The sequence below is a fragment of the Prolinoborus fasciculus genome, assembly GCF_056724605.1.
The window spans coordinates 1-13,761 of record NZ_JBWZQN010000021.1 but is presented as its reverse complement, the minus strand read 5'-3'; the positions used below and the strand labels follow the sequence as shown (position 1 = coordinate 13,761).

Annotated in this window: 10 protein-coding genes and 1 pseudogene; 2 read left to right on the top strand and 9 right to left on the bottom strand. The window is 42.0% G+C overall.

The genetic code is table 11. The features are described 5' to 3' along the window. Positions 1-88 precede the first annotated feature (88 nt). From AC1P5O_RS06865 to uvrB, 8 genes are all read right to left on the bottom strand, one after another. Positions 89-1,279, bottom strand: a complete 1,191-nt coding sequence (locus tag AC1P5O_RS06865) for a tyrosine-type recombinase/integrase (RefSeq protein ID WP_499005906.1) — start codon at positions 1,277-1,279, stop codon at positions 89-91. Positions 1,280-1,527: 248 nt separating this feature from the next. Further along, a complete protein-coding gene (gene proB / locus AC1P5O_RS06860; protein ID WP_004279682.1) occupies positions 1,528-2,661 on the bottom strand; it encodes a glutamate 5-kinase in 1,134 nt (377 codons plus the stop codon). Positions 2,662-2,688: 27 nt separating this feature from the next. Then, positions 2,689-3,906 carry an Obg family GTPase CgtA gene (cgtA, locus tag AC1P5O_RS06855; RefSeq protein ID WP_004279681.1) on the bottom strand — a complete coding sequence of 406 codons (1,218 nt, stop codon included), beginning with the start codon at positions 3,904-3,906 and terminating at the stop codon, positions 2,689-2,691. A gap of 406 nt (positions 3,907-4,312) precedes the next feature. Continuing rightward, positions 4,313-4,687, bottom strand: a complete 375-nt coding sequence (locus tag AC1P5O_RS06850; protein WP_004279680.1) for a winged helix-turn-helix transcriptional regulator — start codon at positions 4,685-4,687, stop codon at positions 4,313-4,315. Between the two features lie 185 nt (positions 4,688-4,872). Next, positions 4,873-6,330, bottom strand: coding sequence for a glyceraldehyde-3-phosphate dehydrogenase (locus tag AC1P5O_RS06845; protein WP_004279679.1), 1,458 nt, complete (start codon positions 6,328-6,330; stop codon positions 4,873-4,875). 251 nt (positions 6,331-6,581) lie between these two features. After that, positions 6,582-7,514, bottom strand: a complete 933-nt coding sequence (gene rarD / locus AC1P5O_RS06840; RefSeq protein WP_004279678.1) for an EamA family transporter RarD — start codon at positions 7,512-7,514, stop codon at positions 6,582-6,584. Between the two features lie 162 nt (positions 7,515-7,676). Next, the gene (locus tag AC1P5O_RS06835; protein WP_004279677.1) at positions 7,677-8,264 is read right to left on the bottom strand and encodes a lipocalin family protein; all 588 of its coding nucleotides are present in this window, start codon (positions 8,262-8,264) and stop codon (positions 7,677-7,679) included. 144 nt (positions 8,265-8,408) lie between these two features. After that, complete coding sequence (gene uvrB, locus AC1P5O_RS06830; RefSeq protein WP_499005905.1) at positions 8,409-10,430, bottom strand: excinuclease ABC subunit UvrB; 2,022 nt, start codon at positions 10,428-10,430, stop codon at positions 8,409-8,411. A gap of 362 nt (positions 10,431-10,792) precedes the next feature. Here uvrB and AC1P5O_RS06825 point away from each other — a divergent pair, with 362 nt between their 5' ends. Beyond that, positions 10,793-11,581 carry an A1S_2505 family phage non-structural protein gene (locus AC1P5O_RS06825; protein WP_004279675.1) on the top strand — a complete coding sequence of 263 codons (789 nt, stop codon included), beginning with the start codon at positions 10,793-10,795 and terminating at the stop codon, positions 11,579-11,581. Positions 11,582-11,869: 288 nt separating this feature from the next. Here AC1P5O_RS06825 and AC1P5O_RS06820 read toward each other — a convergent pair whose 3' ends face one another. Further along, on the bottom strand, positions 11,870-12,049 hold the full coding sequence (locus tag AC1P5O_RS06820) for a hypothetical protein (RefSeq protein WP_004646507.1): 180 nt from the start codon (positions 12,047-12,049) through the stop codon (positions 11,870-11,872). 450 nt (positions 12,050-12,499) lie between these two features. Here AC1P5O_RS06820 and AC1P5O_RS06815 point away from each other — a divergent pair. Then, positions 12,500-13,576, top strand: a pseudogene (locus AC1P5O_RS06815) (OmpW/AlkL family protein). Positions 13,577-13,761 lie beyond the last annotated feature (185 nt).

Below are 13,761 nucleotides of genomic sequence, written 5' to 3'. Positions count from 1 at the left end.
CTTTCGGGAGCTAACCTAGGCTTAACCGTTTAATCTTAATCAATCTAGTGATTCATTGCTAGTTATTGCACGTCATAGCTTGTCGTACTCAAACAAACTTCTTAAACAAAATAATATCGGGGTCATCCTCTTTATGTAGATGGTCGGCAAGCTCTTCAATGTCGGGGTTGTAGTAGGTATTAATTAAAATGCTTATGGTTTTATGCCCTGTAATTTTTGCCAGCACTTCTACTGGGAGCTTTGCATTTTTAACCATGCGTGAAATGGCTTCATGTCGGGTATCGTGAAAAGTTAAATCATTAATTTTTAATTTACCTTTCACCACTTGGTTAAAATATGCTGACAATCCGCCTCTGCCCACTTCACCATCAGCCACCTTATTTTTAAGAGTGCATACATCGGTTTCGTCTATCCCTCGCATATAACTCAAAAGCTCAATAGCTCGCTTGGATAAAGGCACTTTTCTAGCTGCGCCGTTCTTTGTAAGCTCCAGCTCGACATGCTTGTCGTAAACGTCCGCCCACTTTAAGCCTGTTATCTCGCTTGCCCTCATTGCTGTTTCAATAGCAAATAAAAACGCCCACGCCGTTTGCTGTTTCTTAGTGATTGGCTGAGAACGCCCATCATATTTGAATGCCTCTAAGATTCGAGCTATCTCATCCTGTGAAATACGTCTGTTTCTACTTACTGACTGTTTCGGCTTGGCTACATCATCCAATGGGGAGCTGGTCATAATTCTTAGTTCTTGTCGTGCATACTTGAATACAGCACTTAATAAGCCCAAGTCCCTAGCTACTGTCGCACTCTTTACCTTTTTTAATCGCTCATCCCTGAATTGAATCATGTCTAGCTGCCCCAGTTGGTTTACTGGCTTCTTCATCAACCGGGGGAATGATTTTATATATCCATTCAGAATGACTATTTCCACACGACCACCTCTTTTGTGTGGTGTGACTTTTTCAGCATAAAGCTGGATCAGATCAGCAAATGCCATATCTGATAAATCCTTAATCTTGTCTTGTCGTTTTTGTTCTGTTGGGTGGATGCCCTCTGATATTTGTTTTTTTATCTCATCACGTCTTAAACGTGCATCTTTAGCATTGAGTACCTTTGGATACTCGCCCAGGGTGATTGTGTTCTTTTTCCCATCAAGCGTATAAAGCACTTTCCAAGTTTTACGACCTGTCGGGGATACGAATAAATACAGCATCTCACTATCATTGATTTTCTGTAATTTACTCGATGGCTTAATAGCATCAATCTGTAATTTAGATAACACGGCAACCTCACGACAATTCTTTAGCTTTCAGGCAATTAAGAGGCTTGGTAATTGATTTAACCTCCACACCCCCTAAAAACAGGTATCTTTTTGAGTACTTATGGCGATTAATTATTTTTAACCTCCCATTTAACCTCTACGTTTAACCTCCTGCTAGTCTATTGCATGTTATTGCACCACACAACAAAAAGGCTCAATCCCTTTAAGAATCAAGCCTTAGCGTTATGTTACGTTATGGTAGGTAATTGCTAATATATTGCCATATGATTGCGATGAATCATTTCTAGTGAACGTGCTTCACCTAACACCTGATGTACTTTATCCGATGCCAGACCACGAACGATATCTGCTGAACGCGAACTGAAATTGACACGCCCTACAGCAATCCGGTGACCTTGTGTATCAACACATTCCACCACATCACCACGTTCGAAGTGACCTTCAACAGCTTTGACGCCTACAGGCAACAAGCTACGATGATTGTCTTTAATGGCTTTTACTGCACCATCATCAATCACCAAACGACCTGCGGTTTGCAAGTGAGCCGCCAACCATTGCTGATGCGCTGTCATCCGGTCTTTGTCAGTGACAAATAAGGTGCCTAACAATTCGCCAGACATTAGACGTGATAGAACACCATCACTATCACCACTTGCAATTAAGGTCGGACAGCCCGACTTTGCAGCCAGACGTGCAGCACGAACTTTGGTCAGCATGCCACCACGACCAAATTTACCGCCTCCACCGGCCATATCAAACAGACTTTCATCCATCGCACGTACGGTATGGAACAGTTTGGCATCTGGATTAGACCGCGGGTCTGAGTCAAACATCCCTTCCTGATCCGTTAAGATAATCAGAAGGTCTGCATGCACCTGACCCGCAACCATCGCAGCAAGTGTGTCGTTGTCACCAAAGCGAATTTCGTCAGTCGAAACAGTATCATTTTCATTGATCACCGGAATCACACGCCAGTCAATCAGGTTCTGCAAAGCATCACATGAATTGAGATAACGACGACGATCTGCCAGATCATCATGGGTTAACAATACTTGCGCAGTTCGAATCTGGTGTTTCTCTAGTACGCTTGACCAAGTATGGATCAGACCCATCTGACCGATGGCAGCACAAGCCTGAAGACTGGGTAGATCGGTGGGTCGATTCTCAAGTTTCATTCGCACCATACCTTCAGCCACAGCACCGGAAGACACCAGAATAATCTCGTGTCCTGCATTGTGTAGATCTGCGATTTGTCCCGCCCAATGCGAGATGGCATCTAAATCTAAACCTTGTCCATTTGCTGTGAGTAAAGATGATCCGATTTTAACAACGATTCGTTTACAACCCTTGAGCTGACGCTGCCCATCTACCACTTCTATCATCTTGTCCTCAGACTCTTCTCTCAGAGATTAGCGTACGTAGTACACTTCCACATCACTATCATCATCGCCATCTTCATCATCTTCATCATCGCCCAGAATACCGGCAAGACGTTGCTGACGACGCATCTCACGATACGCTTCTTTTGCAGCGATGGTTTGTTCTCGTGTTTCAGCTTCAAGCTGATCACGGAATGCTTTCATTTCTGCTGCATATTCTGGATCTTCAGCTTCGCGTTCACGTTGCTCTTCGATCTGATCCATCAGGTAGTAAACTACGTCTTTGGTGCCTTCAGCCGTTAAGCCAGAAGTTTCAAAAACTGGGCCTTCCCACTGTAATTCTTCAAGAATATGGGTGCACCATTCTTCACGTGTTTCTTCAGCCAACTGATCGACTTTGTTCAGCACCAATACGATCGGCAGTTTTGAAAGCGTTGGGGAGAAATTTTCTAACTCTTTCATAATTGCTTTGGCATTGTGTGCCGGATCTGAGCCATCAATCGGTTGTACGTCAACGATGTGCAACAAGATACGGGTACGCGCCAAGTGCTTCAGGAAGCGAATCCCAAGACCTGCACCTTCAGATGCGCCTTCGATCAGACCTGGAATATCCGCCATCACGAATGAACGGTGACTGTCAGCATCGACCACACCCAGGTTTGGCACCATGGTGGTAAATGGATAATCTGCAACTTTTGGTTTTGCCGCTGACACAGCACGAATGAAGGTCGATTTACCCGCATTTGGCATACCCAGCAAGCCGACATCTGCCAGAACTTTAAGCTCTAGACGGATTTCACGGAATTCACCTTTTTGACCATGCGTACACTTACGTGGTGAACGGTTGGTCGATGATTTAAAGTGGGTATTACCTAAACCACCATCACCGCCTGCTGCAACTTTCACGCGTTGACCGTCTTCGATCAAGTCGCCAATAATGTCACCAGACTCAACATCTACAATTGTTGTTCCTACCGGAACTTTTAATACGGTATCTTCACCGCCACGACCAGCACAGTTCGCCCCACGGCCATTTTTTGCTCGTTCTGCACGATATTTACGTGTATAACGATAATCAACTAGCGTACTGGTGTCGTCGTCAGCCTGAATATAAATGCTGCCGCCACGACCACCATCACCACCATCTGGACCACCAAATGGCACGAATTTTTCACGGCGAAAACTGGCTACGCCATTGCCACCGTCGCCAGCCTCTACGGTAATGACTGCTTCATCAACAAAGCGCATATTGCCAATCCTCTAAAAACTTTAAAACCCCATATTCTGCCATATTTTAAAGAATTTCTCGAATAGAATTATGCAGCAATCCCATAAATCTTACTCAGTCATTTTTTCACCGAGCCTATTTGATCTATCTAAGGCATAGATTTGGAGAAAGAATGCTTTAAAGATGGAAAAGAAGTGGTAGGAAATCAAGCGCTTTTGCCCTAGTACTATCCCCTATTCTGGAAATTCTTTTTGTGAATTTCTTGATGATTTTAAAATAATTTATAGAGAAGTAAATTTTCAAAAACCGTATTTACAAGAAGATATTCTGATGCAGACACCTTTTAAAATCAGTATTTTATATAAACCAAGATAAGTCCAAATTTTGTATTTTCACAAACACTGCATTCCTGCCATTTAATGAAAACTATTTAATAACATTTTGTTTATGTTCTAAAATATCTGGCAGACTTTTTTCAATCCAGCCAATTAAATACATGATTTTTTCAGCCGCTTGCGAACCGGTAATCGTCAATTGATATTCCACTTTTGGCGGTACCACCGGATAAACCGTTCTCAAAATAAAACCATCCTGTTCCAGCATTTTTAAAGTCTGGGAGAGCATTTTTTCACTTACCCCTTCAATGCGTTGTTTCAGTTCACTAAAACGATGCACCCCTTCACTTAAGCAACGCAAAACCAAGACCGACCATTTATTGGCAAGGTGTTCCAATATCTCACGTGATGGACATTCAGTTGATAAAACCTGCCCCAGTAACGGGCTGATTGCATAATTTGTCATACTATTCTCACCATATTTTTATTACTTACTCATTTTAATATACTTACTCTTTGTAAGTTATCAAATTCATATTTCGCCAGCAAGTAAATTTGTTGATTCTTATTAGATTAAGAAAGTTCACTTTAAATAAAAAAATCATAAAAAAAGAGCCTCAATTGAGGCTCTTTTTTTTAGCTAAATACTAATTATGCATTAGTTTCAGCAGGAACTTTTGGATAGCTTACGCCGCCCATTTGTTCAGCAATACGCAATACCTGGCAGCTATAACCCACTTCATTATCGTACCAAACATAAGCAGTTAAACGGTTGCCTGAAGTGATCGTTGCTTGCGCGTCGAATACACCTGCAGTGCGTGAACCAATAAAGTCAGAAGATACTACTTCAGTCGAGTTGGTATAACCGATTTGACCTTGCAGGCTAGAACCGATTGAAATCTGACGAATGTATTCGTTCACTTCATCACGATCAACGTCTTGACCTAAAGTCAGGTTAAGAATTGCAAGCGATACGTTTGGTGTAGGTACACGTACAGAGTTACCTGTCAATTTACCTTGAAGAGCTGGAAGCGCTTTCGCTACTGCTTTCGCTGCACCAGTTTCAGTAATGACCATATTCAATGTTGCAGCACGGCCACGACGGTCAGCTTTATGGTAGTTGTCGATCAAGTTCTGGTCGTTTGTGAACGAGTGAACTGTTTCAACATGACCATTCAACACTGTGTATTTATCATGCAATACTTTCAGTGTAGGTGTAATTGCGTTAGTCGTACAGCTTGCAGCAGAGATGATGGTATCTTCATCAAGGATGTCCGCCTGGTTTACACCGTAAACCACGTTCTTCATGTCACCTTTACCAGGTGCAGTTAGAATCACACGAGCAGCGCCCGGACATTTAAGGTGTTGAGCAAGACCTTCAGCATCACGCCATTTACCTGTATTGTCGATCACAAGTGCATTGTTGATACCGTATGCAGTGTAATCCACTTCAGAAGGATTCGATGCATAAATCACTTTGATGAAGTTACCGTTGGCAATGATTGCTTCGTTTTCTTCATCTACAGAAATTGTGCCTGCAAATGGACCATGAATAGAGTCACGACGAAGTAAAGAAGCACGTTTTTCCAAATCACCATCCGATGATTTACGAACCACGATTGCTTTCAGGCTAAGACCACGACCCAGACCTGATTGACCAATCATCAAACGTGCCAGGATACGACCGATACGACCGAAACCATAAAGAACCACATCTTTATGTTCTACAGCAGCAGCATTGCCTTCGATCGATTTAACAGCGTCTGCAACAAATGCATCGATGTCGCCGCCTTTTTCTTTAAATTCAACAGCAAGTTTACCCAGATCAACTTCAGCAGAACCGATGTTTTCTACTTTCACCAATGCTTCAAGAATTGGGAAAGTATCAACTACAGAAAGTTCAACGTCCAGTACGCGAGTACGGCGGTGTGCTTTCAAAATCTGAATCACAGAACGGTTAATTAAAGAGCGACCATAAACTGTAGCTACAATATTTTTTTCACGATATAACTGGCCAACAAGGGCAATCATACGTTCCGCAAGTTCTTCACGGTTTTTCCAGCGACCTTGGTGTTCTGCATGGAGGGCAACAATAGTGTCTTTGCTCACAGATACGTCCTCTAATTAATTGTAAATCTAAGCATAAATTTCTAAACCCGACAATTGTAATGGAATTGGCCGCAAGTTTGAATCAAAAGCTCGTTGAGACGGGTAGTTTTTAACGTATATTCACTATAAATTTCAAAAATAGTTGTAATTAGCTGAATGATTTTGCATTCGAAAATGCTAAAGACCACTATTTTTCAGTACCTGGCACAAATTTGTTAAATGTTGTTTATTCATTCAATCTCTTTTTAATTTTAAGAGTTGAGCCGGTCCTGATAGTTTTCCAGATTTTTCTTAAGGGCTAATTGCTGTTTACGCTGCTTCAGCAAATGCAATATTCCTTCCACAACCAGCAGTAAAACAGCTAGCCAGATTGGAATATAGGTCAGCCATTCACCTGATTCCACACGCTCACCCAGTGCCATCGAGGCAAAAGCGAGCAGTACCGGCTCCAGATAACTCAACAGCCCAAAGATGACAAAAGGTAAATATCGGCTAGCCAAAATATAGCTACCTAAACCGAGCGCACTTAAAAAGCCTAATCCAAGAACTGCCAAGATCAAGTGAGAATGATTCAACATGAGCGGCATGGAATCACTGTAAATAAAGCCCAAATAAAATGCCACAGGCAAAATCAGAAATAGATCCCACCAGAATCCACCAAGATGATCGGTCGCGAATTTACGCCGCATAAAGAAATAAAGTGGATAAGCTAAAGCGACATAGACCGTTTCCCATGCGATTGAACCGATCCGCCAGATTTCATGTCCTACCCCCAACATTGCCAGAGCAACAGCAACCATCTGGAAGGATGATAATTTTTCTTTATAAAGCACACAGCCGACCAGCACCATCACCAGAGGCAGGAGAAAATAACCGAGTGAGACTTCGAGGCCACGCCCATTGATAGGGCCCCATAAAAACAACCACAATTGTGTAGTACATAACAGCGAACTAATCAGCAACCAGATCAAAAATGAAGGCTGTCGTAATACCCGCTTAAAAATACTGCTGATATGTTTCAGATCACCCGACCACCACATGAAGGCTGTGAGGAATGGTAAGGTCGCCAGCATGCGCCATGCAAAGGTCTGTTCACTATCTAAAGGCTGTAAAAAAGGCGTAAATACATACAGCACTCCAAAAACCACAGAGGCCAAGACAGATAACGCGATGCCTTTATACATAGTTAAACTCTAATTTCATTCGCCGGCATTATAACGATTAGTACAATAGAAAGCTTGATGCTTCATCCATTTAAAATGTAGCTATCTCTCGATTTTAGATTGTCTTTTGACACATAAAATAAAAAACCATGCCATAGCATGGTTTCCATTAAGACGATATTTTTATCTTTGAGTTTGTTTGGTATGAATTACATCACTCAGGTCATAGCCCACCGACTGTGCATATTGTAAATATTCATTCACCACATTTTTATCCAATTGCGGATCACGTGAGAGTATCCACATATATTTACGTTTTGGCTCACCGACCAGAACAGTTTGATAATTTTCATCCAGTTTTAAGACCCAATAATCGCCACGAGCGACCGGAATCCAACGAATAAAGTCTGGTAAGAAACTGACTTTTAACTTGGTATTCTGCGGTGGATTTTGCACAAATGCCTCGCCCAATGACTGGGTTTGTCCACCATCTTTTTTAATGCAGCGGTTATCCACCACGATATTGCCATTTTCATTTAAAGTATAGGTCGCTGTGACATCGCGATCACACTTGTTTTGAAAATACAAAGGTTTGCGTGCTACTTCGTACCATGTTCCCAGATAACGGTCCAGCTCAACTTTCTCAATGGTCGGTAATGGCTCGTCTTTCGCATAAGCCATGGTAGCGGCGCCCAAACCAAGAAGAACCGCACTACCCACCGCAATTTTTGCCAGCTTTAATCCAGTACGTGAAAATTTTTGAGTTGTCATAAAGATACCTATTGCATGTTCACAAAATATTTATTTAAAAATTTCTGTTCATACAATAGCTTTATCCAATTCCTAAATTTGTTACATTATGTTTGGTTTGTGATTGATTTTACGTCATTTAAATAAGATTTAATGCAACAAAAATCAATCAAACATCTGGGCTTTTAAACGCACAATTTCATCACGCATACGCGCAGCCTGCTCAAACTGAAGCTCTTTTGACGCTTTCAGCATTTCCTTTTCAAGCTTGTTAATGTGTTTCGCAAACATTTTCGGATCTGCCATGATATGCCGCTCATCGGCACTGATCGCACGTGCCTGATCCGAGACTTTCAATTCAATTGAATCATCATCCAATACTTCACCAGTATCAATTTCCTTGATCACCTGACGCACTGCACTGCGCGGCGTAATGCCATGTTCTTCATTAAACTGAATCTGCTTGGCACGACGACGATCCGTCTCCTCAATGGCTTTCTGCATCGAATCAGTAATGCGATCAGCATACAAAATCGCCTTACCTTTCAGGTTACGCGCAGCGCGGCCAATGGTCTGAATGAGAGAGCGCTCAGAACGCAGAAATCCCTCTTTATCTGCATCCAGAATGGCAACCAGTGACACTTCCGGCATATCCAGCCCTTCACGCAGCAGGTTAATCCCGACCAGTACATCATGCACCCCGGTACGCAGTTCATGAATGATTTTGACCCGCTCGACGGTATCGATATCGGAGTGTAAATAAGCGACCTTAATCCCGTATTCTTTCAAATAAGAAGTTAAATCTTCGGCCATGCGCTTGGTCAAGGTTGTGACCAGTACCCGCTCATTAATATCTTTACGCAAATTAATTTCGGAAAGCACATCATCGACCTGCGTCAAAACTGGACGAATTTCAATTTCCGGATCGATCAGACCAGTCGGACGTACCACCTGTTCGACAATCTGCTGGGATTTTTCCAGCTCATAACGTGCGGGCGTTGCGCTGACATAAACAGTCGTCGGCACAATACGTTCCCATTCCTCAAATTTCATTGGACGGTTATCCAGCGCGCTCGGCAAACGGAATCCGTAATTCACCAGATTTTCCTTACGCGAACGGTCACCTTTATACATGGCACCAATCTGCGGCACCGTCACATGCGACTCATCAATAATCAGCAAGGCATCATCCGGAATATAATCGAACAAGGTCGGCGGCGCTTCACCCGCAGAATGGCCCGACAAATGCCGAGAATAGTTTTCAATGCCGTTGGTATAACCCAATTGCTGCATCATTTCCAGATCATAGCGTGTGCGCTGCTCGATACGCTGGGCTTCCAGCAGTTTGTCATTTTCACGGAAGAACACCAGTCGCTCTTTAAGTTCGTCTCGGATGGTTTCAATCGCACGGGATAAATTGTCTTTCGGCGTAACATAGTGGCTTTTAGGATAAATGGTCACACGAGGTACTTTACGAACCATTTTCCCTGTCAGGGGATCAAACCAGCGGATAGAGTCAACTTCATCATCAAACAGTTCAATCCGGATCGCATCCTGATCGGATTCAGCCGGAAAAATATCAATAATTTCACCACGAATACGATAAGTACCGCGCAGGAATTCCAGTTCGTTACGTGAATACTGCATCTCGACCAGACGGCGAATAATATCATCACGGCCAATGCGATCGCCTTCCACCACATGCAGCAACATGCTCATATAGGCATTTGGATCACCCAAACCATAAATGGCAGACACCGACGCGACAATAATCGTATCACGACGTTCTAATAATGAACGGGTTGCAGAAAGGCGCATCTGGTCAATATGGTCATTAATTGCAGCATCTTTCTCGATAAAAGTATCTGAAGATGGCACATAGGCTTCCGGCTGATAATAATCATAATAACTGACAAAATATTCGACGGCATTATTGGGGAAAAATGCTTTAAATTCGCCGTAGAGCTGCGCAGCCAAAGTTTTGTTATGTGCCATGACAATGGTCGGACGCTGTGTCTGTGCAATGACATTGGCCATAGTATAGGTTTTACCAGACCCAGTAACCCCCAGTAAAAGCTGATCATGAAAACCCTGTTCAATGCCTTTGACAAGTTTTTCAATGGCCTGTGGCTGATCGCCTGCTGGTTGATAACTGGTCACTAATTCAAAGGGTTTTTTATCACTCATAGCTTTCGCTGACTTCGCTGCGGATATAGATTTGATTTATTATGAGGGTAAATTGGAATTACTCAATCCCTGCTTAGGTTTCTGTTTGGTAAAATAAAACAATATTAGTATTCATTATTTGTTAGCGCTTGACTCATTCTCTAGTTTGAAAAATCATCAATAAAATATACAGTTACAAAGGGAATAAATACAGAACAAACTAATCATTTTCAGCCAGCAGCTTTATTTGGGCGTACTCGGTATCCTGTTTTGGCTTATGGGTGAAATACTCTATCTGTTTGGCTAGTCCGGCACAATTTTGCCTTGACCCCTTTTCATTTCACGGGCAACATGAAGATCAGGATGGCCTAGAATCGACAATTATGACTTACCACTATCACGATGAAAGTATTGTTAAATCCCTTCCGGAAAATACGGTTTTTGTTTTTGGCAGCAACTTGGCTGGACAACACGGTGGTGGAGCAGCCAGAACGGCACTTGAGCATTTTGGTGCAGTCATGGGCGTGGGTCGTGGCTGGGCGGGTCAGAGCTATGCCATTCCCACCATGAACGAGCATTTGCAACAAATGCCGCTCTCACAAATCCAGCACTATATTGATGACTTTAAGATTTACACCAAAAATCATCCTAAAAATAAATATTTTATTACTTCCTTGGGTTGTGGGATCGCAGGTTATAAGGTCGAGGAAATTGCACCGATGTTTAAAGGCATCTCACGCAATGTCATTTTCCCGCAATCTTTCCGTCCTTTTGTCGAAAAGCCGCTGCCAAAATTAAGCGCAAATTTCTTACATACCATATTCCGCGATTCCGTGATTTTAACTCCGGCCAGCGATGAGTTGATTGAAGAACTGCCTTTGAGCGAAAATGAAAAAAGCCTGGCAAGAATTATTTTAAATACCCAGATCTATCCGACCGACAGCAATGGACGGGAACGTGTCTTTGAAATTGAAGATATCCTGCATAATCTGAATACCAAGCTGGTCGATTTTCAAAGCCATTCAGAAGGTGCCATGCTGTTTGGAGGCGTGATTTTAGCGCTACTGGAACTTTATAATATTAACGAGAAAGATTTTATCGATGTCTGGCAAGGCGAGAGAGAAATCGCGCCACCGAAGCCGGAAAATAAAGCGCGTAAAAGCATTCGTTAGTGCTATCAAAATATCTTTCAAAAAAAGCCAATGTTTGAATTGGCTTTTTTTTCTGGGCGGCTAAAATGTCGAATATGAAATCAACCAGGTGTGGATTTTATTTTGGTCGGCATTTAGAGAGCTTAAATATTTCGTTTGCTTTATTAAGAATAAAATTGAAAGAGATTTGGATAAATTAGAGCACCATTTTCTCTTTGCGCGAAAGATGAATCAAATATTACTCATCAACTCCCTAAAAATTTCCACAAAAAAAGCCATGATTTATCATAGCTTTTTGAGTCTGATCAATTAGCGCTTGCCCATTGAACGGCGCGTACCACGTGGTGGCATCCAGGTACGGTCAGCATAACGCTGTGGTCTTGGTCTTAAATCTTCCAGAACTTCTTCTGCAGCATTTTGCTCTGCTTGCTTGATCGGGAAAGGTAAATTAACCAGGGGCTTTTTTTTGGGAGGAGTTTGGGTGCTCATGTGATTCACTCAATAATATATGCAGCTATTGTACAAAAAAACTCAGTCGACTGGGTAGCAGGATCTTGGATAAATTCATATGCTCTTGTTTTGGAAAAATAAAAAATCATCCCATGATGATAAATGCTTGAATCAATGCAGCCTAAAATTTACCTAAACTCTCCTCTATATCTTCTACGATAAAAATTCATAGGATTGAAATTTTAATGCTTTCAAGAGCAAATTTCCTTCACTTTTATACTTAAGCTATTAAGGTAAAAGTAATTATATTTACACGCTATACATTTCTTAAAATTCAAGAGATATAAACAAAAAATATATAGAATTTACCAATATCAACCATCGATTAACTTTTGACCTGTTGTTCTATAACTGAATTTTTTAATGTAATTCACATAATTAATGAACTAGAAAAACGAATAAACAAACTGGACATGGAGTTCCAAATCAATGAAAACATTGCTGGCATGTATGGCAGGCCTAGCCACTTTACCTATGGTCGCACATGCAGATTCCCCTTATTTTAGCTTGCAAGATGGAGATGGCTTTAAGCGCTTTTCGGTATCAGTCGGTGCATTGCATGTGATGCCGCAAGGCAAGGCCCAACCATTTAAAGTGAATACTGCTGTCGAAAACGGTAAAAGTTATAGAAACGGCGCTATCAATGTTGATACGGTCGTCAATAATCTTGATCCTTCTGTCGATCAGATAACAGTGAAAGGATTATTAGAAGGGATTGGTTTCTTCACTGGAGGTACATTACCAGCGAATATCAGTGGAACCACTCAAATCAATGGTCTGTCTGAATGGGATAATCCAGGTACCGGTCTGACAGCGGATGATGTCACCACTTTAGGCATTATGACCAATTACTATTTTACCGATAATATTTCTTTTGAAATGAAAGCCGGCATTCCACCCAAGGTTGATCTGCAAGGTAAAGGTAAAATCTATGCACCGTTCTCGGGAACAGCAACCCCTACTCTGGGCAATATTGAACTTCCTATCGATATTATACTGAAGAAAGATATCGAGATTACTGATCTGGAAGCCTATGGTCCGGCTGCCTCTGCCCGCGCCTGGACACCTGCCTTTGAATTCCAGTATCACTTTGGTAAAACCGGAGTGAATAAATTCCGGCCTTATGTCGGCTTAGGTGTGATGTAAGCCTATTTCAATGAACTGGAAATTAACTCACGTACCGAGCAGGACCTGATTGCTGCAGGACATATGATTGCCAATATTAAACAAGGCAATGCTGGTGCTTCCCTTGAAGGCAAGCTAAGTGAAGCCGATCCAAAAGTAAAGCTTGAAGCATCCGATGCTTTCGCGCCTGTGGCCACGGTCGGCTTTAGCTATGACTTTAATGACACTTGGTTTGCAGTCGGTTCAGTATCTTATGCACATCTAAAAAATGACACGACAATTACGGTGACAGATGCAAATTTAGGTGAACTGATTCGCTCTAAAGCCGATATTGAAGTCAATCCGATTCTGGCCTATGCCGGGATCGGTATGCGTTTCTAAGCTCAATATCCGATTTTTAATTAAAACGGCTTCGGCCGTTTTTTTAGGCTTAATATATTAGGGCCTGTTGACATTTTCTGTTCAAAAAAATAGCGAGAAAGTAAAATTTAATCGCCAAACCAAATTTACTTCTCGCTATGCCTCGTACAATGCTGAATGATCAACACTGGTCTAAGTTACTTTCT

Bases quoted from the DNA above. Each gene is read 5' to 3' on its own strand.
- proB (WP_004279682.1), bottom strand. From the start codon at position 2,661: ATGATAGAAGTGGTAGATGGGCAGCGTCAGCTCAAGGGTTGTAAACGA.
- cgtA (WP_004279681.1), bottom strand. From the start codon at position 3,906: ATGCGCTTTGTTGATGAAGCAGTCATTACCGTAGAGGCTGGCGACGGT.
- AC1P5O_RS06850 (WP_004279680.1), bottom strand. From the start codon at position 4,687: ATGACAAATTATGCAATCAGCCCGTTACTGGGGCAGGTTTTATCAACT.
- rarD (WP_004279678.1), bottom strand. From the start codon at position 7,514: ATGTATAAAGGCATCGCGTTATCTGTCTTGGCCTCTGTGGTTTTTGGA.
- AC1P5O_RS06835 (WP_004279677.1), bottom strand. From the start codon at position 8,264: ATGACAACTCAAAAATTTTCACGTACTGGATTAAAGCTGGCAAAAATT.
- uvrB (WP_499005905.1), bottom strand. From the start codon at position 10,430: ATGAGTGATAAAAAACCCTTTGAATTAGTGACCAGTTATCAACCAGCA.
- AC1P5O_RS06825 (WP_004279675.1), top strand. From the start codon at position 10,793: ATGACTTACCACTATCACGATGAAAGTATTGTTAAATCCCTTCCGGAA.
- AC1P5O_RS06820 (WP_004646507.1), bottom strand. From the start codon at position 12,049: ATGAGCACCCAAACTCCTCCCAAAAAAAAGCCCCTGGTTAATTTACCT.